Raw genomic sequence first — 18,542 nt, forward strand, 5'->3', positions numbered from 1 at the left:
CAAGACGCTCGGTTGGAAGACGCCCGCCGAGGCGTTCAACGAGCAGCTACAGTTGCTTCAACAAGCTGGTGTTGCAACGACCGGTTGAATCCGGTGAATACACCTCGGCGTCCTACAACGACCTGTGTGACAGGCTGGGCGTGGTTCAGTCCATGGGGCGTGTGGGGTCTGCGCTCGACAACGCTGCCGCGGAGTCGTTCAACTCGCTGATCAAGGTCGAGTTCATCCACCGGACCCAGTTCACAACCCGAACAGAGGCCCGGTTGAAGATCGCGACCTGGATCGCAGACTTCTACAACACCAAGCGCAGGCACAGCGCAGCTGGCGGGCTTCCACCGGTGGAGTTCGAACTGGTCATCAGTAAGGTTCGGGCTGGCACCCATCAGGAGAGCCAGGCCGCATAAAGGGAAGCTTCTGGAGGCTTTGATCCATGCATGTGGAAGACGTTATGGACTTCCTGGTCGATCACAGGGCGCCCAACGTCGTCCCGGGCTACATCTCCGAGCAGCTCCTGTCCATGTCGTGGATCATCGCTCCCGACGACGTGGCAGGCGTAATCGAGGTGGCGAAGCGCTGGCTGACCTCGGATGACCAGTTCCGTGTTGCCGTCGCGATCGGCTTGGAGAACGAGACGTACCTGGCCGACTCCTGGGAGGAGATCTCCGAACTGGCGGAGCCCCTCAAGGAGAAGTTCCCTTCGGTGGCAGCTGACGTGGATGCGTGGATGGCACGAGCCGAACCCAGCTACGAGAGGCTGAAGAAGGGCTCCTTCTTCGAGCAGGACCAACGGAACACCTGACAGGAGCGTCGCCCAGCGGATCACCGCCTTGGGCAGCGCTGTATGTACGGGCAATCGCGCACAGTAGTCGCGGGTGACGTCCCGGGCAAGTCTCGAGGGGCCGGGTTCGCGAGCGGGCCACTATCAGGAGAACCAGGCCGCACAAGGGAAGCCTCTACGTTTCCGGGGGATTGACAGGTTCGGCTGGAGCGTCGTGATCGTTGGCGGTGGCCGAGAGGTGCTCGCCGCGGGAGGTCTGGCAGAAGACATCGAGGATTATCAGGTTCGCGACGGTGACCATGAGGGTCTGGGCGACTTGGATCATCGGCGGCGACCCGTCCACCATCGATAGAGTGCGGTTCCCAGACCGACCGGGAAGCCGCCATGCCACTGACACACCAAGACTTGCTCAACTGGGCCACCGAGGAGCACATCGAGAGGGCAGGCCTCCACATCGTCGCCGGCTGGGACATCCCCGCCGATCACAAGGCGATGCTCGTCGAGGTCGGCATCCCCCGATGCGACCTTGTCGATCGCGCCGCCTACCAGCCCGGAACCGCCCCGGCACTGACCCCCCTCAACGGACCCGCGCTCTATCGCCTGACCGTCGCCGACCAAGACAGCACCACCGCCCCTGGTCTGTCCTTCGGAGCACAGCCCGACACCGGAGCCGTTTATTGCATGCTCAACGCCGAGGAAGCCTGGTTCACCAACTCCTCCATCCCCCTGTGGCTGCAATCACTGCACCTATACGGAGACCGAGCCAACCACTGCGACCTACTCATCGACCCCGACACCCACGACGAGGAAGCAGTCCGGGCGGAGCTTCAACGACTCGCGGACGACATCAAGGAGCTCGACCCGCCAGCGTTCGCTGGGTACCTCGGCTTCATCTGGCCCGAATATCTCGACCGCTGGTTGTACTGACCGCCGGGCAACGATCACCCGGCACAAGGGCAACGATCACCACACCTCCAGCAACACCGCAGATCACGTCAACTCGGGAACACCCGATCAGTTGTTGTTCACGCGAGCCATGTACTGCCGGATCGCAGCCAACTTCGCCTCGAACTTGGGGTCGTTCCAGCGCGCGGTGAAGATGCCTGGAAGTACGAGAGTTCTGCTGTGCGCGCGGAGAACGCGCACGTAGGACCATGTGCCGTTCCGTCCCGTGCGGGATCGCTTCTCGACGCTCACGACCTCGCACCAAGGGACTATCCGATGTCTGAAGAGGGTTCGGAACTCCATGCCCCTTGGGGTGAGGAGCGTCGCGCCTGTCGCCTGATTGACCATGGAAAGCAGCACGAGGCAGGAGAATGCGACGACGCCACCGATCCACCACCATCGCTCGGCGGCTGGTGTCGTGAGTCCAGCCGCCACCGCCGTACCGATCAAGGTCAGCATCACGAACCCAGCCCGCCACGAGTACCGACTTCGCTCGTCAGCATCGAGTTGGATCCGCGTCTGAAGTGGCACAGCCCGGATGCTACTGGTCCCCGAACTCAGACACGTGTGTGTTCGTGGCAGACGCCGACTGCCCGGCCGCGAGAGGACGGTCGAGGACGTGGTGGCCTGTGTTGGTGCGATCACGACCGAGATCGTTGGTGACGTTGGACGAAAGCTGCGGCAATCATCACTGCCAAGGTGGTGTTGGCGGCGCTCCAGAACAGGAGCTTGGAGTTCGCCCCGTTGACCGTCCGCAACTCCCCGTCGGCATGGCGACAGAACGAGTCGGGCGGAAAGTACTGCGAGACGGGAGTGCCGCGCGTGCCGTAGCAGGGCGAGGTCTCAGGAAACAGGCTCGGCTGAGCGCGCTGTGAGAGAGCCCAGCCGACCAACACGGTCAGCCAACCTGCCAGCAAGAAGACGATCAGGATCCAACTGGGCACCTTCGCGCGCCGTCCCAGCAGCCACACCAAGGCGGTTGGTATGCCGATGACGGCCGGCGCAGCGAGCAGCAAGATCAGAGCCATGATCCTGTCACCATACTGATCAAGGATTCGGCGGACCGGGCCTGCGCGCTGGTACAGCGGGCATGCCTAGAAGGGTCGGCCCTCCTCGGCTGGACTCCAGCTGTCTGATCTTGTTCTCTGCGCCGGCGAGGCTGACCTGTAGCCCTTCAACTTCCCCGAGCCAGCCCTCGTTCTCTGCTTCGACGATCCGGCTGACCAGGTTGTCCCGGATCTCAACCAGCCGACTGTGCTGGGCAGGGTCGGGGCGCAGGAGGGAACACCGGACGCAAGGTTATCCGAACTACCCAGTGCACGGACCGACGGGGCCGCTCGCAGGCGAGTTGCTAAAAGTAGTGGGCGACAATCTCGGCGCCCCGAAGTGTCCGGGCGTGTCGCGCCGCCGACTCCTGCAGGGGCGCCGTGACTGGGTGTCGTGGGACAGGGGTGGACGACGCTGACTGGGGTGCGGCGGCGGGCAGGGATCAGTCGAAGTTGAGGCGGCGTCCCCATTCGCTGCTCCACCCACCGCGCCAGACGGCTAGTCCCGCGTAGGTGAAAATGCAGCCGACGCCAATGCCCCATTCGTCGCCTTCGTAGCGGATGGCGGCATCCGTGAGAGCAGTGCGGAGTCCGTCGAGGGGGATCACGGTGAAGGCATCGCTGCGCTCGTCGGGGCAGTGCTGGACCTCGATCCAGCCTTTGCGGACGAAGGGCAGCAGCGGGGCGAGTTGCCGGTCCACCCAGGCAAGGCGCTCGGCGCTGTCCAGGTCGTCCGGCGGATCCTCCCAGATGCCGAACGCCCCGGTGAGCATGCCGCTCGCCTCGGCCGCGCAGACCAGGACTTCGCGTTCCTCAACGCTCAGCTCGTCCCAGGTGGGAAGCGCGCTGGTGTCGGCAGTCGGATGTGCGCCGTCGAACCAGTGCTCGCGCACGTGCTGCGGGGCGGCGAGGCTGAAGCGGCGGTGAGGGCGGGCGGTCCACAGCCAGTTGGTCGGATCGGTGAGGACCTCGTGGAGTTCGGGCCCTGCCACCAGGACAGGGGCGACGGCGCGGTGGCTTTCCCCCTCGTGGACGGTCAGTAGCCCGCGTTCGGCGAGATCGAGGGCCACGTCGGCGAGCTGTGGGACCAGGGCGCGTTGCTCGTCCTCTGTGAAGCTGCGCAGGGGCGGAGCCTGTGCAGCACCGGCCCAGCGAAGTGCCACGCCATAGTTCTGGACTACCCCGGCCAGGGAGTACCCCGAGATGGCACGACGCATGAGTGTCTGTTCGGCGATCGTCAGCGAATCCCAGGCGTGCATGACGTGCATGCTCTCACTGCGAGCGGCCTGAGCCATAGCTGATTATCCGGCCAGGCCGGCCATCAGCCCAGGTGAGGGGCCTGGCTCCCGCTAGTCGTCACCCAGCGCGAGCAGTATCGCGAACTGCTCGCTGTTGGTTCCGGCAACCACGACATCGATGCCGTGTCGGGTGACGGGCGTCCATGCGCGGCCGTTGTCCATGCCCTCCATGTTCGTGACCCAACTGGTGCCCGGGCCAAGCGGCTTCGCCACCCGCGTAGCCGCCCGCTTCGCGTGATCACGGTCACGGAGAAGGATTCGCGAGTAGACGAGATCGAAGGCCGACAGGTCAGTCATCAACTCGATGGCTCCGGCGGCGTCGACGGGCTCAAGCGCTGCCTCGATCTCACGGGCAGACGCGGGGCCGACCGCTCCCGCGACGGCCTGATGCGCCCAGTCGTCCTGCGCGATCATGACGAGGTCGAAGACCTGCTCCGCGATGGTGGTCTCGGATACCGCGCCGCACCTGGAGTAGACATGGCTCGATGCCGCCAGTGATCCCAGCAACGGCGCGATTTCCTCCAAGATCTCCATCCAGGCATCCTGCCAGGCCCCGCTCCATGAGCGGCCCGCATGTCGCTGGCCGACGACCAACTGACCTCAGTCCTCAAGCTCAGCGCTGCTTCGTCCGGCATCGCGGCGGAAGTCGGGCATGCCGAGGTGGACGGCTGGGCTGCACGCTCGCGCATGGCCTCCAGCTTCTGCCTGGCGGCGGCCATGGTGGTCTCGATGGCGGCGACCTCGCCGAGCCAGTCCTGGTCCTTGGCCTCCTGGAGGCGGCCGATGAGGTTGGCGTGGATCTCCTGGGGGCGTGGCATTTGGGCTGGGTCCACGAGCAGTAGGGGGCATCTGACACAAGCGTTTTCGTGCTGGCACGGCGTCGCGTAGTCGCGGCCGCAGGTTCCCAGGGCGACCTTGCGGAGTTCGAAGTGGGTCAGGAATTCGTCCCACTCGGTGGCGGTGAGCTCGCGGTACTCCTCGCTGGGCCGCTCGGTTCTGCGGCGGGCGATGAAGGCCCGGTGATGGGAGATCACGTCTTCCGGGTAGATCGCGGCATAGCCCATGGTCGTGTTCAGAGCGGCGTGGCCGCAGATCTTCGCGGCGATGTGCGGGGGCAGTCCCGAGCGGATGGCGTCGGTCACGAAGATTCTTCTGAAGTCGTGGGGGCGCCATTCGAGCGGGTCGCCGGCCACGGTGATCTGGGCGGACTGCGAGGTCGCGACCGCACGCCTTCGAGCGGATCGTGACCGGCAACCCCGAACACACCAGCGGCGCCCTGTCCGTCTCCACGCTGTGCACGGAAGCGGCTATCTCGCGCGCCACCTACTACCGTTCCCCCCTGGCGAAGATCATCACCGGACTGCTCCGGACACCGGACGCGCCCCGACCGCAGACCGGCACCCTGACGGCGGACATCGCCCGCCTCAAGAAGGCGGACCGCACGCTGCGCTCCCAACACGCGGCCGAGCAGCGGGAGGCACGCGCCACCATCGCCGCCTACGCCAACCACATCCAGACGCTGAGCCTGCGGAACGCCGAACTCGCAGCGGAGAACGCCACCCTGCGCGAAGCTCTAGGCCAGGGCGGCACCGTGGCCTCCCTCCCTGTGACGCGTTGAATGTTGCCGGAAGGACTGCCGCAACCAGGGCCTGCCACCTGTCTTACTTCGGCTCACCCGCCCACCCCGGCAGCAGCGCAGGGTCGGACACAGGGGCGGCGAGCATCGGTTCCGGCAGTGTCCACGTCACAGCCCATGCCTTCCACCCAGCCCGCCCGTCGGCAAACCGAGTGCGCGTACGCACCCGACTACCGGCCCGACCACGGCAGGTCAGCGCACTACAACACCTCGCCGGGGGCTGTGTGCTGAGCTCCTGGCGCACGTCCAGGCAGCGCAGCCGGACACCGGGCTGCCCGGATCCCGTGTCGTACGGTCTGATGTCGCGGCCGCCCACCGTCCGCAACGGATCTCACCGAACCCAGCGGTGCCGCCGGTACGGCCGAAAGATCTGAACCAATACCGGGAATCAGGCCGCGATGAGCTCCTGCTCGCGGTCCGGCGTCTTGACCTTGGGCTTCTTGTTCGGCAGCGAGAGCCGGAAGACCTTGCGCCACGCGGAGAACACCTGCTTGGGCAGCGGCCCGGTGACGTACTCCAGCTCGTACTTTTCGAACAGTGCGCGCACCTTCACCGCGACCTCGGCGTACCGGTTGCTCGGCAGGTCCGGGAACAGGTGGTGCTCGATCTGGTGCGACAGGTTGCCGGTCATGAAGTGCATGGCCCTGCTGCCGCTGATGTTCGCCGAGCCCATCATCTGGCGCAGGTACCACTGGCCGCGCGTCTCGCCCTTGATCGACCGGCGCTCGAAGACCTGCACGCCCTCGGGGAAGTGCCCGCACATGATCACCGAGTGGGACCAGATGTTGCGGACCAGGTTCGCGGTGAACGTGGCGGCGAGCGTGGTGAGGAATGACGGGCCCGACAGCAGCGGGTGGATCACGTAGTCCTTGAGCACCTGCTTGCGGATCTTGCGGCCCACGGCCTTGGCCCGCGCGCGGAACTCCGGGTTCTTGCGGCGGCGCTTGTGCAGGTTCTTGCCGAGCTCCAGGTCGTACGCTGCGATGCCGTACTCGAAGAAGCAGGCGTTGATGAAGTTCCACAGCGGCTGGCCGAGGTGGAACGGGTGCCACTTCTGGTCCTCGTCGACGCGCATGATGCCGTAGCCGAGGTCGTTGTCCTTGCCGATCACGTTGGTGTACGTGTGGTGCAGCTCGTTGTGCGAGTGCTCCCACTGCTCGGACGGCGAGACGTGATCCCACTCCCAGGTGGTGGAGTGAATCTTCGGGTCTCGCATCCAGTCCCACTGGCCGTGCAGGACGTTGTGGCCGATCTCCATGTTGTCCATAATCTTCGCCACGGACAGACCGGCGGTGCCGAGCAGCCACGCGGGCGGGAAGATCGAGAACAGCAGCACGCCCCTGCTGACCAGCTCGATCTTGCGCTGCGCCGAGATGACCTTGCGGATGTAGGCGGCGTCTTTCTCGCCGCGGCTGGCGATCACCTCGTCGCGGATCGCGTCCAGCTCGCGGCCAAGCTCCTCGATCTGCTCCGCGGTCAGGTGGGCGGTGGGGTCGATGGCGGTCAAGGTGCTCCTACCGTTCGATGTCGCAGGGGCCCGCCGCGGCGGACACGCAGGTCTGGATGAGGACGCCCGGCTCGGCCTCGGTGATCTCGCCGGTGCGCAGGTCGCGGACGGCGCCCGCCTTGAGCGGCGTGATGCAGCCGAAGCAGATGCCCATGCGGCACCCGGAGGGCATGAGCACGCCGGCCTCCTCGCCGATGTCCAGCAACGGCGTGGCGCCGTCCGCGTCGACGGTCTTGCCGGTGGCGCTGAACGTGACCTCGCCGCCGTCGCCGGCGACGACGACGCTGGGGCGGAAGCGTTCGGTGTGCAGGCGCTCTTGTACGCCGTGCTCGGTCCAGTGCTCTTCGGCGGCGTCGAGCAGGCCCGCGGGCCCGCAAGCCCAGGTCTCGCGCTCGGCCCAGTCGGGCACGAGTTCGTCGAGACGGGCGATGTCGAGCATGCCGTCTGTGTCGGTGTGCACCTCGGTGAGCCGCAGCTTCTTGTCCGCGACCAGGTCGTGCAGTTCGTTGCGGAAGATCACGTCTTGCGGCTGTGGCGCGCAGTGGACCATGACGACGTCGTCGAACTCGATGTCGCGCAGCATGCCCATCACGGGCGTGATGCCGCTGCCGGCCGTCAGGTAGAGCACCTTGGCGGGGTTGGCCTGCGGCAGCACGAAGTCACCGGTCGGCTGGTCGAGCTGGATCAGCGTGCCCGGTTTCGCCCTGCGGACCAGGTGGTTGCTGACCTTGCCGTCCGGGATCGCCTTCACGGTGATCGTGACGCGGCCGTCCTGGCGGTTTGTCGGCGAGGTGATGGAGTAGGCACGCCACAGGCGCACCCCGTCGACATCGACCCCGATCCGCACGTACTGACCGGCTGTGTGGCCGCGCCAGCCCCGTCCCGGCCTGATCACGATGGTCGCGGCGTCACCCGTCTCGGGGTGCACGGCTTCGATGCGCCCACGCAGGTCAGCGCCCGCACGCAGCGGGCTGACCAGGTCGAGGTAGTCCGACGGCAGCAGCGGCGTCGTGACCATCTCCAGCAGTTTCCACGCCCTGCTGCGGAGGGCTGCACTCGTCATGACTCCAGCTTGCTGCGCCTCAAGGCGTAAAGTCCTGACCGCAGGACGTAAATCTGGTCGGCTGAATTGTTCGCAGGGAACAAAAACGTGAGCCATGCAATCCGGAGGGCCAGCGAACTGGCCCTGGATGAGACGACGGTCACCGCACTTCGGGCCGCGCTGAAGACCACCGCCGACGAGGTCGTCCAGGCGATCATCGACGAGGTCCCTCCCTACGCCAACGCTCTTTCGGGCCGCATGGGCGGCACCATCCGCCGAGCCGTCCGCACCGCCCTGGGGCACTACCTGGACCTCGCGAGCGGGAACGCCACAGGCGGCGACGCCGGTGACGCCTACGAGCTGGGCCGCGGTGAGGTGCGCGACGGCCGTTCGATGGACGCCCTGCTCAGCGCCTACCGCGTCGGCGCCCGCGTGGCCTGGCGATGCCTAGCAGCGGGTGCCGTACCCGCAGGTCTGCCCGCCGCCGAGGTCGCCAAGTTCGCCGAGCTGACCTTCGCCTACATCGACGAGCTCTCCGCCGCGAGCGCCGCGGGCCACGCCGACGAACTGGCCGCCCGGGGCAGGGCCCACGAGCGCCACCTGGAACACCTGGCCCGCGACCTCCTCGCCGGCGCGAGCCCGGACGTGCTGCTGGCCTCTGTTCAACGGGCCGGGTGGCAGCCTCCGGTTTCGCTGACCGCGGTTCTGCTGCCCGCCGCCCAGGCCCGACCTGCCTACCGCGCGCTCGACCCGAGCACCCTCGTCCTCGACGATCTGCCGGACGCCACCGGTGTGCTGCTCGTCCCCGATGCCGACCGATCACATCTCTTGCGGCAGCTAACCGACCGCACCGCCGTGGTCGGCCCGGCCCGGCCATGGACTCGTGCGTCCGCCTCGTACGCACGAGCCGTACGCGCGCGCTCCCTCTCCTCTGATATTCGCGACACCGAGGACCACCTGCCCGAGCTGGTGCTGAGCGCCGACGTGGACGCGTTCGCAGACCTGCGTGCCCGATCTCTCGCACCGTTGCGGACCTTGCCTGTCGCGACCGCACGGCGGCTGGAGGAGACGTTGCGGGCGTGGCTGCTCCACCAGGGCAGGCGGGACGAGGTGGCGGCGGCGTTGTTCGTCCATCCCCAGACGGTCCGGTACCGGATGTCGCAGCTGCGGGAGCTGTTTCCGGATCTCGCATCGCCACACCGGGTCCTTGAACTGACGCTGGCGGTCGGTCTTCGGGTCAGCTGACGCGTACTTCGACCGTCCACGACTGTGTCCGCGAGCGGTCCAGGAATCGTGCCTCGTTCTCGGTGCCATCAGCTGGCTCATGCGGCCCGGGGAAGAGCGGTATTAGCCGGCTGAGACCGGGGGTTGATGTGAAGACCAGGCAAGGCCTCGGGAAGCCCGTCGGGGGCGCTGTCTCTGAGAAGCGCGGTGGCGGATACGGTTCGACTGGATCCGGTGGACGATGCGCACCGGCCCGCTCGTCGACGCGCTCATCGAGCATCTGGTAGGTGATCTGGGCCACTATGCCCTGGAAAACAGCTTTCATGTCGTCGTGGAGGGCGCTGTCCTGGCACGAGCTGCCCCATGGGCGCGCGGCGGGCTGCAGCTGGGTGACCGGCGGGGCGACCAGGCCGGGTCACCAGGGGCGGAGGGCCGGGCCGCTCGCGCCGGGGACCACCGTGGTTCTGCGACGGCCACGTGCCTCCCTTCCGACAGGTCAACCGGACGACCGACCGGGCCGGCCTGGCACACCGCGCGAGGGATGATGGGGATGGAATGACGGAACGTGAGGTCAGGAGCTTTCATGACGAAGCGGGTTCACCGACCCCGTGAGGACGCGGAGTTCAATTTCATCCTCGGGATGAGCGGAGTTCCGGTCCTCGCATACTTCACCGGGACATGGCCCAAGGCAATCGAGCCCTGCCGGGTGATGGACCTCGTCGTGGGTGGCATCGCCGACGACTACACGGGCCGCCTGACGGCCGTCCGCGCCGACATCACGCGTTGTCCGGCCGCAACCGAGCGATACGGGATCACCGGAGCCCCGTCCTACGTCCTGCTAAAGGAGGGAGAGGCGGTGGCGCACGGCACAGGGCCTATGACCATCACCGAGGTACGGAAGTTCCTGGACGGCCACCTCTGAGCGGCCGCTGCGGCACGTGGCCGCGACGCCCGTCACGCCCGGCTCCACCGAGGCGCGTCGGGCGGTCCGTACGGGCCTACCGTGGACGAGCCCCGTCTGGGGCTTGCAGAATCTGGCACGCCTCGATGTCCGGCTCCGCCAAGGCGATCATCGCCTCTTCTCGGGTGAGGAATCCGCCCTCGACCGAGTACAGGGCACAGTCCCCGCGGTGCACCAGAGCTGCCGACGCCGCCGCTCCTGCTCCTCCTGGACCTCAAGCTCCCGCACCCGGTTCCGGGCCTTGCGTAGTTGCCACTCCAGCCACTCGACCAAGGCCCGGTTCTTGTCCAGGTCGGATATCCCGCCGGGGCCGGACACGGCTACGCCTCGTCCTCGGCCGGCTCGTGGGCGTGCTTGAGCGCCATGCGGGCCGCGACACGGTCGCCGGCTTCGACGGATTCCCAGAAGGGGTGGGTGGACACGGTGATGCTGAGCTCCAGGAGCCGGGCGCGGAAGCGGGTGACTTCCGCGGCCTGGTCCTCGGTGTATCCGGGACTGGCCGGCTTCGAGGAGATGTAGTTGCTGTGGAGCTGCTTGTCGCTCTCCCAGCCGGGCATCGGCTCGGCCGACCACGGCAGGGTGGTGGCGTACTACTCGTATGCGGTGCGGGTCTCGTGAAGGGCGAGCTGGGCATCGCGCAGATCTTGCGGGAAGGGGAAGGTTTTCGGCACGCCCCGAATGGCACTTCTGTTCGAATATCGGATGCGAATGACGCGCCGAAACCTCACAAAACGGCGCATTCGGGTGTCCTGCGCCGGTGAAGGTTGAGTGTTGTCACCGAAGATTGGTGACTGGTGGGTTGTGCCGTCGAAGGTTGATCATTCGGTGGACGGGTCGGCCCCGACCGGGATGCCGGTCGGGGCCGTGGTGATGCGGAAGCGGCTGGGTGAGCCGGTTCAGTAGAGGTAGCTGGTGTTGCCGCCGAGAGAGGCGGCTACGGTCTTGTAGCCGGTATGGGGCAGGGAGATGTCGACCGGAGTCGGGTTCTCGGTGATGTCACCGTCGCCGATCTGGCCTTCACTGTCGTGGCCCCAGGCGATGACCCGGTCGGCGAAGACGGCGAGGCTGTGCCGGGCGCCTGCCGCCAGCACCTGGGCTCCTGCGAGGTGTTTGACCTCGACGGGCGCGTTCAGGTTCGTGCGGGAGGTGACTCCATCGCCGGCATCTCCACGGATCTGAGAGTACTGGTCGTTGCCCCAGCCCCAGACGGTCCCGTTCCCGTCGGTTGCGAAGTTGGTCCAGGCGCCGACTGTGATGGAGGTGATGTTCTCCAGCAGGTCGACGTCGACGGGGAGCGTGGCGGACTTGGTGGAGGAGTTGCCGAGCTGGCCGTAGAGGTTGTAACCCCAGGACTTGACCGTGCCGTCGGCGGTCAGCGCGAGGGCGTGGTGGCCGCCGGCCGCGATCCACACAATGTTCTCCAGGCCCTGGACCTGCCGGGGTACGGAGCTGGTGGCGCGGGTGCCATTGCCGAGCTGGCCGTGGATGCCGCGGCCCCAGGCGTACACCTTGCCGTTCTCCAGGAGTGCGAGGCTGAAGTCGGCGCCGGCCGAGATCTGCTTGACCTTGGGCATGCCCTGGACGCGGTCGGGGACCGTACGGCTGTCGCCGGTGCGGTTGTTGCCGAGCTGGCCGTACGCGTTGTCGCCCCAGGAGTAGACCTGGCCGCCGGTGTCGAGGGCGAGGGCGTGCCTTCCGCCCGCCGCGATGTCCTTGATGTTGGCCAGGCGGGGGACGGTGGTGGGCACGGCCTGGCTGGTGTTGCTGCCGATGCCGAGCTGGCCATAGGCGTTGGAGCCCCAGGACTTGACCGTCTTGTCGGTACGGGTGAGGGCGAACGAGTCGGCGGACGAGGTGCCACCGGCCGAGACCTGGTCGACGTCGCCGCGGAAGAGACTGGTGACCGAGGACGGACTGAGGCTGTCGCTCAGGGTGCCGTTGCCGAGCTGCCCCACCCGCCCCGCGCCCCACGCGAGAACGGTGGGCTGATTTTCCGCATTCTCAATCAAATCGGACATCAGAGGGCGTTTAGGGCTAGCCTATGTCGTTAAGTGAATTTTGCGATCGACGACTTTCACAGCGTTTGCCCCATGCGTGCACCTTCGCGCGCGTCGAGCCGTTGACCCGGCCGCCCGTTTGCTCCGCTTCTTGTACGTGAAGTCCGTCTGGTTTGAAGATGCGGAAGAAACGCCCAACGGGCAGCGGAACGACATCGTCCGCCGCGTCCATGTCAACGCTACGACGTGAGTCAGCGCAAGCCGTACCCCAGCGACCTGCCCGACGCCCGATGGGCCTTGATCGAGCCGACGTTGACGGCCTGGAGGAAGGCCCGGCTCGACCGCAGGCCCACTGGCCGGCCGGCCAAGGTCGACCTCCGCGACGTGTTCAACGCGATTCTCTACGTCAACCGCACCGGAATCCCCTGGAAATACCTCCCACACGACTTCCCAAACCACGGAACCGTCTACGCCTACTATGCCGCCTGGCGCGACGAGGGAATCCTTGCCCAGCTCAACTACGACCTGACCGGTCTGGCCCGCGTGAAAGAGGGCCGAAAACCCGAACCGACGGCCTCCGTCATCGACACCCAGAGCGTGAAGACCTCCACCAACGTGCCCCTGACCAGCCAGGGAACCGACGCCGCGAAGAAGATCGTAGGCAGGAAGCGAGGCATCCTCACCGACACGATCGGCCTGCTCCTCGCAGTGACCGTCACTGCCGCGAGCCTCTCGGAAAACGCCGTAGGAATACGCCTTCTCGACCAGGCGAAGAAGACCTACCCCAGCATCTCCAAGAGCTGGGTCGACACCGGCTTCAAGAACGCCGTGGTTGAGCACGGCGCAGATCTCGGAATCGACGTCGAAGTCGTCAAGAGAAACCCCGGAGTTCGCGGCTTTCATGTCGTTAAAAGACGCTGGGTTGTCGAGCGAAGTCTGGGTTGGATCATGATGCACAGGCGCCTCGCCCGCGACTACGAGACCCTCCCGGCCAGCTCCGAAGCGATGATCCATATCGCGTCGATCGACAACCTCACCAAACGCATAACGGACGAGACCACCCCACCTGGCGAGGAACTTACTAGGGCATAAAGAGCAATCTGCCTAGATCAAACGCCCTCTCAGAACTGCCTCGTGGGTGTGCCCGGCGCTCTCGAAGTCGAGACGCTTGTCGTAGGCGGTCAGGAAATCTGCCCCTGGAACCTCTGCCCGCTCCTCGGGGAAGGGAGCGGGGACCTCCATGTCGTCCTCTTCTTGAAGGGCGAACGCATGGAACTCCACGGACACCCGAACTTCTTCGCGCGCCACCAACTCGGCCACAGAGAACTCCCGTATCTCCCGCTACCGTCGCAGGAACTCTATCCGGTGGCGACGGCCGCGCTGCCGGCTCCGCCTCACCCAGGATCGCGACTGCCTGTTCCGCTGGCACGGCGGAGGGGGGGGGGGCCCAAAGTGGGGGGCCCCCCCCCCCCCCCCCCGGCCGCGGGGCGGCGGCCGCCCCCCCCCCCCCGTCCCCTTGGGCTCTGCCCGGGCGGGGGGGGGTGGGGCCCCCCCTTGGGGCGCCCCCCCCCCTCCGCCGTGCCAGCGGAACAGGCGGGAGGCCCATCCCGCCGAATACGGCGCGGGCGATGCCGCGACGCATGGGCTTGTCTGCGCCGGGTAGGAGAGGCACACCAAGGCGGGCTGCGATACGTGGGCAGCGTCGGCACCGGATGGAGCGACACCGAACGCACCACACTCGTCGCCCTGCTCAAAGTCGCCGCGATCGACGAGTGCCCCTTCGACAACGCACCGGGCGTGGCCGGAGCACGATGGGTCCTGCCACGCCTGGCCGGCGAGGTCCGCTACACAAGCGGGACCAGAGCGGGGCTGCTGCGGCACCCCTCTGGCACCGGCTGCGCCCCGACCTCGCCCCAGACGACATCACCTGACCCCGCCGCTGTTCTACTGCGCCTGCAGTCCCGTCTGCGAACTACAGATCTGGCAAGGCTCGAGGAGGCAGGTTTTCTGTCGCCAAGGTCGACGGCGGAGGCGGCGTACCGGGGAGGGGGTAGCGTTCCGGCATGACGTCAGCGCTGCCTCGGTTCCCGCCGTATCCGATCCGTGGCGTGTGTGTCCTGCATCAGAAGCAGAACTGCGCGCCGCATTTCGCGGAGATAGAGGTGGATTTCGAGCCCGCAGCCGAGGGCTTCGCCTTCGAGGCAGCCCAAGAGCTGACGGTGGAGTACGAACCTGCCGAAGACCTGCCACGCTTTTTCGCCGCTGCCGCTGCGGGGATCGAGGAGCAGCTGAGCTTGCCCGAGCACGGAGTTGTGATCGCCACTCGGGTGGTACTGCGGCGTGCCCGCGCCGATGCGTTCGGCTCTCACGAACTGGCCTTCAAAATCGCGGGCTACCTTGCCGCCCGCAAAGCTTTGGCGTGCGGGTCGCCCGCGACTCCGAGCTCTGTTCCTGGCCGGGTTCCGGCTCCGGGCTCAGGCCGCGGCAGGCAGGGTGGTCGTGCCGGTAATCTGGTCCCAGATCGCTAAGGGCATCCGCCAGTAGGTCAGCGGATGCGAGGGCTTCGAGGGCGGGTGTCCCAGCGGTAGAGGGTCCAGGCGCGTCGGATCAGGCAGCGAATGGTGATGATGGTGCTGGTCATGGCGATGAAGAACTCGACGGCATCCTTTCGCCGTTCGGTGCAGCGGCGAGCTTGCCGAAGTTGTTCATCCAGGAGTTCGTGCACTCTACCACCCAGCGTCCGCCGGTCTGGATCGGGGCTTTCGCCCCGCGCTCGGCGATCCGGGCGGTGATCTCCCTGTCGGCCAGGTCGTCGTGAACGATCTGGTAGTCGTAGCCGGCATTCAGGGTGAGGCGCGAATGCTCGGGCAGTGGCCCAAGGACTGTCTCCAGGGCGGTGAAGCGGTCGAGGGTAGCGGGCAGCAGAGTATGGTCGCGAGTGTTGGCCGGTGCCGGCTCAGTGATCAGCGGTATGCCGGACCGGTCAGTCAACTGCGAGCACTTCAGGCCGAGTTTGGCCCGGTCGACCGGGCTCCTTCCGGCGTGCTCACCGCCCGAAGGTGCCTTGGTGATGCAGCCGTCAGCGGACAGCTGCTCGAGTTCGAGGCCGACCATGCGGTCATAGGCGGCGAGCGCGAGCAGTCGCAGGGTCTCCATCACACCGGTGGCGATCCACTCGTCGCGGCGACGGCGCAAGGTGGTGGCGGAGCAGTGCTCGTCCGCGGCGCGTTCGTAGCCGCAGCCGAAGATCAGGACCTGGACCAGGCGGTCGAAGACCACCGCATCGCTGATCCGCGGGTTGTGGCAGCCCCAGGGGTGACGCTCCATACGAGTGGGCAGCAGGGCGAGGAACTGGTCGCGGATCGGGTCGAGAATGCATGATGGGACGGCAGGCACAGCCCGCAAGGGCAAGCACGGCGGCCGGCCACCCGTCATCACCGAGGACATGCTGCACACCGTGCTCCGCCGCCGTGCGAGCGGCGAGTCGGTCGAGCAGATCCAGCCCGACCTGATCATCCCCACCGGCAAGCGCAAGGGGCAGGCCCCCAGCATCGCGAGCATCTACCGGGCGCTCGCCGAGCACGAGAAGCAGGAGGCGTACCACGAAGCCGTCGCCCAGGCGCACGCCGACTTCGCCGACCTCCAGGACGCCGACGACTTCCCCCGCCCCCGCCGAGTACGCATCCGGCGGCCGGACGACCCGCTCACCCCGACACCAGCCGGACCATGATCAATCTCAGCGGCACTTTCTGTACCGCAACTACTCCACCCGCACCTGTGCCGGTCTGCGGCGGAGACGGCGGGTTTCAATGCGAGTGGGGAACTGATGGTTGTGCAGAGGCGTCCTGTGCTAACAGTTGAAGGCCATCCAAACTGCTGAGGGCGCACGTTCATCGGCTACGAGGAGGGGGCGAGTGGGTGTGTCGCGACGTAGGAAGATCGCGGTCATGGTGGCGGCGGTCGTGTTGACCGTGTCGACGCCGTTCTTCTGGCTGCTGGACAGCCCGGATACCGGCCAACTGGTTGCCGCCTCAGTCCAGGGCGCCACTGGTATTGCCGCCCTGGTTTGGGCACTGATGCAGTCCTCGGCCACCCCACAGCCTGGGGTTGTGGTGGTCGATACCGGGAAGGCCAAGGCCACCGGTGGAGGCCGGGCGTCTACCGGCGTGCGACGCCCGCAGGAGGCCGGGAGCGGGGCGGTTCGGGCGGAGCGAACCGGGGACGCCACTGCGGACGGGCCTGACAGCAGCGCAAGCACTGGTATCGACTTCAGCTGACCGGGCCGGAACGGCCAGAGCGGGTGGGAGGTTTCTGTCCGATGGCGCGATGGCCCAACCGCCGCCCCGAACCGGACAGTGACCCCAACACTGATTCCGAGGTCGCGGACGCAAAACGCGAGCCGTCGGTCACCGCCGCGGACACCGGCACCGCCACCGCCCGTGATGGCGCCACGGCGGTGACCGGTTACACCGGACCGGACCCAGGCACCACCGGCCCGGTGCACGTGTGCCATACGGGAGACGCCACCGCCAGTGAGGGCGGCCTGGCCAACACCGGGTACTTGACGGTCGACCGCTTCACCCTGGTGCAGCAGGCCGCGCCGCGCACACCCGCCACCTGGCCGCACCAAGTCGGCGTACTCCCACCCCGCGCCCAGTCCTTCCAGCACCGGGCCGAAGCCGACCAGCTGCGCGCGGCGGTCGACAGCGGGGGCACCGCGGTGCTCACCCAGGTACTGACCGGGACCGGCGGGGTGGGCAAGACCCAACTGGCCGCCGACTACGCCCGCACTGCCTGGGACAACGGCGAGGTCGACGTACTGGTGTGGATCAGCGCGAGCAGCCGCTCAGCGATCACGGCCGGCTACGCACAGGCCGGCGTAGAGATCCTTGCCGCCGACCCCGCTGATCCGGAGCAGGCCGCGCGGGCGTTCCTGGCCTGGCTGGAACCCAAGGCCGAACAGAAACCGTGCCGGTGGCTGGTCGTACTCGACGATGTCGCGGATCCTGCCGATATGCGCGGCTGGTGGCCGCCCACCAGCCGCCACGGCCGCGCCCTGGTCACCACGCGCCGCCGCGAAGCCGCCCTGACCGGCGCCGGCCGACGCCGGGTCACCGTGGGTTTGTTCACCCCCCAGGAAGCCGCCGCCTACTTCACCGCCGTACTCGCCGCGCACGACCGCCACGAGCCCACCGACCAGATCAACAGCCTCGCCGCCGACCTGGGATACCTGCCCCTTGCCCTGGCCCAGGCCGCCGCCCACATCGTCGACGCGGACCTGACCTGCGCCTCCTACCGGGAGCTGCTGGCGGATCGGATCAGGAAACTGGCCGACCTGCTGCCGGAGCCCGGTGCACTGCCCGACGACCAGACCGCCACCGTGGCCGCCACATGGTCCCTGTCCATTGAACGCGCCGACCAACTCCGCCCCGCGGGCCTGGCCCGCCCCATGCTCCAGCTCGCCGCGTTCCTCGACCCCAACGGCATCCCAGCCACCGTCCTCACCAGCGAACCCGCCCGCGCCCATCTCACCGCCCACCGTGCGCCCGTCAATCGGGAACCGGCCGCGGTGACGGCCGAGGACGCAGCCAGCGCTCTGCTGGCCCTGCATCGCCTCAGCCTGATCGACCACACTCCCAGTACCCCCCACCAGGCCGTCCGCGTCCACCAACTCGTCCAACGTGCCACCCGCGACACCCTCGCCCCCAACCAGCACAGCGGGCTTTCCCTCGCTGTCGCCGACGCCCTTGCTGCCGCCTGGCCCGACATCGAACGCGACACCGCCCTTGCCCAAACCCTGCGCGCGAACGCCACCGCTCTCACCCTCACTGCCGAGGATGACCTGTACCAGCCCACCCCCCACCAGGTGCTCTTCCGCACCGGTCATAGCATCGGTGAAGCCGGCCAGGTCACCGCCGCCACCGCCCATTTCCGTCGCCTGGCCGAGACCACTGGCCACCGCCTCGGCCCCGACCACCCAGCCACCCTGACCACCCGCCACAACCTCGCCTACTGGCTGGGCCAGGCGGGCGACGCGGCCGGTGCCGCCACCGAGTTCGAGGAGCTACTGGCCGACCAGGTGCGTGTGCAGGGCCCCGACCACCCAGC

General features: G+C 67.4%; 21 protein-coding genes and 3 pseudogenes. 12 read left to right on the plus strand and 12 right to left on the minus strand.

Annotation, left to right across the window (positions count from 1 at the left end; translation table 11 throughout):
* The first annotated feature begins 152 nt into the window (after window positions 1–152).
* The 3 genes from ACFYY7_RS41355 (at window position 153) to ACFYY7_RS41365 (ending at window position 1,705) form a co-directional block, all read left to right on the plus strand.
* On the plus strand, window positions 153–404 hold the full coding sequence (locus tag ACFYY7_RS41355; RefSeq protein WP_388670442.1) for an integrase core domain-containing protein: 252 nt from the start codon (window positions 153–155) through the stop codon (window positions 402–404).
* 26 nt (window positions 405–430) lie between these two features.
* Window positions 431–799: a hypothetical protein gene (locus ACFYY7_RS41360; protein WP_388670325.1), complete on the plus strand. Its 369-nt coding sequence runs from the start codon at window positions 431–433 to the stop codon at window positions 797–799.
* Between the two features lie 363 nt (window positions 800–1,162).
* Window positions 1,163–1,705, plus strand: a complete 543-nt coding sequence (locus tag ACFYY7_RS41365) for an SUKH-4 family immunity protein (RefSeq protein WP_388670328.1) — start codon at window positions 1,163–1,165, stop codon at window positions 1,703–1,705.
* An 87-nt stretch (window positions 1,706–1,792) separates the two neighbouring features.
* Here ACFYY7_RS41365 and ACFYY7_RS41370 read toward each other — a convergent pair whose 3' ends face one another.
* The 5 genes from ACFYY7_RS41370 to ACFYY7_RS41390 all read right to left on the minus strand — a co-directional run bounded on the left by ACFYY7_RS41370 (window position 1,793) and on the right by ACFYY7_RS41390 (window position 5,260).
* Complete coding sequence (locus ACFYY7_RS41370; RefSeq protein ID WP_388670445.1) at window positions 1,793–2,182, minus strand: PH domain-containing protein; 390 nt, start codon at window positions 2,180–2,182, stop codon at window positions 1,793–1,795.
* Between the two features lie 182 nt (window positions 2,183–2,364).
* Window positions 2,365–2,751, minus strand: a complete 387-nt coding sequence (locus tag ACFYY7_RS41375; RefSeq protein ID WP_388670332.1) for a hypothetical protein — start codon at window positions 2,749–2,751, stop codon at window positions 2,365–2,367.
* Between the two features lie 461 nt (window positions 2,752–3,212).
* Window positions 3,213–4,028: a hypothetical protein gene (locus tag ACFYY7_RS41380; RefSeq protein WP_266921572.1), complete on the minus strand. Its 816-nt coding sequence runs from the start codon at window positions 4,026–4,028 to the stop codon at window positions 3,213–3,215.
* A 90-nt stretch (window positions 4,029–4,118) separates the two neighbouring features.
* Window positions 4,119–4,481: a hypothetical protein gene (locus ACFYY7_RS41385; protein WP_388670335.1), complete on the minus strand. Its 363-nt coding sequence runs from the start codon at window positions 4,479–4,481 to the stop codon at window positions 4,119–4,121.
* The gene (locus ACFYY7_RS41390) at window positions 4,478–5,260 is read right to left on the minus strand and encodes a site-specific integrase (protein WP_388670338.1); all 783 of its coding nucleotides are present in this window, start codon (window positions 5,258–5,260) and stop codon (window positions 4,478–4,480) included. Before ACFYY7_RS41390 ends, ACFYY7_RS41385 begins: the two co-directional genes overlap by 4 nt.
* A 50-nt stretch (window positions 5,261–5,310) precedes the next feature.
* Here ACFYY7_RS41390 and ACFYY7_RS41395 point away from each other — a divergent pair, with 50 nt between their 5' ends.
* Window positions 5,311–5,685, plus strand: coding sequence for a hypothetical protein (locus ACFYY7_RS41395; protein WP_388670341.1), 375 nt, complete (start codon window positions 5,311–5,313; stop codon window positions 5,683–5,685).
* 406 nt (window positions 5,686–6,091) lie between these two features.
* On the opposite strand, the gene ACFYY7_RS41400 is transcribed toward ACFYY7_RS41395, so the two are convergent.
* Complete coding sequence (locus ACFYY7_RS41400; RefSeq protein WP_388670344.1) at window positions 6,092–7,210, minus strand: fatty acid desaturase family protein; 1,119 nt, start codon at window positions 7,208–7,210, stop codon at window positions 6,092–6,094.
* A 7-nt stretch (window positions 7,211–7,217) separates the two neighbouring features.
* Window positions 7,218–8,273, minus strand: a complete 1,056-nt coding sequence (locus tag ACFYY7_RS41405) for a ferredoxin reductase (RefSeq protein ID WP_388670347.1) — start codon at window positions 8,271–8,273, stop codon at window positions 7,218–7,220.
* A gap of 87 nt (window positions 8,274–8,360) precedes the next feature.
* Here ACFYY7_RS41405 and ACFYY7_RS41410 point away from each other — a divergent pair, with 87 nt between their 5' ends.
* The gene (locus ACFYY7_RS41410) at window positions 8,361–9,497 is read left to right on the plus strand and encodes a PucR family transcriptional regulator (RefSeq protein WP_388670350.1); all 1,137 of its coding nucleotides are present in this window, start codon (window positions 8,361–8,363) and stop codon (window positions 9,495–9,497) included.
* Window positions 9,498–10,059: 562 nt separating this feature from the next.
* Window positions 10,060–10,398 carry a thioredoxin domain-containing protein gene (locus ACFYY7_RS41415; protein WP_358949979.1) on the plus strand — a complete coding sequence of 113 codons (339 nt, stop codon included), beginning with the start codon at window positions 10,060–10,062 and terminating at the stop codon, window positions 10,396–10,398.
* Between the two features lie 76 nt (window positions 10,399–10,474).
* On the opposite strand, the gene ACFYY7_RS41420 is transcribed toward ACFYY7_RS41415, so the two are convergent.
* The 3 genes from ACFYY7_RS41420 to ACFYY7_RS41430 all read right to left on the minus strand — a co-directional run bounded on the left by ACFYY7_RS41420 (window position 10,475) and on the right by ACFYY7_RS41430 (window position 12,455).
* Window positions 10,475–10,612, minus strand: a complete 138-nt coding sequence (locus tag ACFYY7_RS41420; RefSeq protein WP_388670353.1) for a DUF6233 domain-containing protein — start codon at window positions 10,610–10,612, stop codon at window positions 10,475–10,477.
* Window positions 10,613–10,757: 145 nt separating this feature from the next.
* On the minus strand, window positions 10,758–10,994 hold the full coding sequence (locus tag ACFYY7_RS41425; RefSeq protein WP_388670356.1) for a hypothetical protein: 237 nt from the start codon (window positions 10,992–10,994) through the stop codon (window positions 10,758–10,760).
* A gap of 339 nt (window positions 10,995–11,333) precedes the next feature.
* On the minus strand, window positions 11,334–12,455 hold the full coding sequence (locus ACFYY7_RS41430) for an RCC1 domain-containing protein (protein ID WP_388670359.1): 1,122 nt from the start codon (window positions 12,453–12,455) through the stop codon (window positions 11,334–11,336).
* A 225-nt stretch (window positions 12,456–12,680) separates the two neighbouring features.
* Between ACFYY7_RS41430 and ACFYY7_RS41435 the strand changes: the two are divergent.
* Window positions 12,681–13,519: pseudogene (locus tag ACFYY7_RS41435) on the plus strand (IS5 family transposase).
* Between the two features lie 19 nt (window positions 13,520–13,538).
* On the opposite strand, the gene ACFYY7_RS41440 reads toward ACFYY7_RS41435, so the two are convergent.
* Window positions 13,539–13,754: a hypothetical protein gene (locus ACFYY7_RS41440; protein ID WP_388670362.1), complete on the minus strand. Its 216-nt coding sequence runs from the start codon at window positions 13,752–13,754 to the stop codon at window positions 13,539–13,541.
* Window positions 13,755–14,093: 339 nt separating this feature from the next.
* Here ACFYY7_RS41440 and ACFYY7_RS41445 point away from each other — a divergent pair.
* Window positions 14,094–14,365: pseudogene (locus ACFYY7_RS41445) on the plus strand (ATP-dependent DNA ligase); the annotation flags it as partial.
* A 132-nt stretch (window positions 14,366–14,497) separates the two neighbouring features.
* Window positions 14,498–14,962 (plus strand): hypothetical protein, encoded by a 465-nt coding sequence (locus tag ACFYY7_RS41450; protein ID WP_388670365.1) that lies wholly within the window; start codon window positions 14,498–14,500, stop codon window positions 14,960–14,962.
* Between the two features lie 17 nt (window positions 14,963–14,979).
* Here ACFYY7_RS41450 and ACFYY7_RS41455 read toward each other — a convergent pair.
* Window positions 14,980–15,830, minus strand: a pseudogene (locus ACFYY7_RS41455) (transposase).
* 49 nt (window positions 15,831–15,879) lie between these two features.
* Here ACFYY7_RS41455 and ACFYY7_RS41460 point away from each other — a divergent pair.
* The 3 genes from ACFYY7_RS41460 to ACFYY7_RS41470 form a co-directional block, all read left to right on the plus strand.
* Window positions 15,880–16,164 carry a hypothetical protein gene (locus ACFYY7_RS41460; protein ID WP_388670368.1) on the plus strand — a complete coding sequence of 95 codons (285 nt, stop codon included), beginning with the start codon at window positions 15,880–15,882 and terminating at the stop codon, window positions 16,162–16,164.
* A 217-nt stretch (window positions 16,165–16,381) separates the two neighbouring features.
* Window positions 16,382–16,711 carry a hypothetical protein gene (locus ACFYY7_RS41465; protein ID WP_388670371.1) on the plus strand — a complete coding sequence of 110 codons (330 nt, stop codon included), beginning with the start codon at window positions 16,382–16,384 and terminating at the stop codon, window positions 16,709–16,711.
* Between the two features lie 41 nt (window positions 16,712–16,752).
* A partial coding sequence (locus tag ACFYY7_RS41470) for an NB-ARC domain-containing protein (RefSeq protein WP_388670374.1) occupies window positions 16,753–18,542 on the plus strand: 1,790 nt, incomplete at its 3' end.

Source organism: Streptomyces sp. NPDC001933 (genome assembly GCF_042890955.1).
GTDB lineage: Bacteria > Actinomycetota > Actinomycetes > Streptomycetales > Streptomycetaceae > Streptomyces.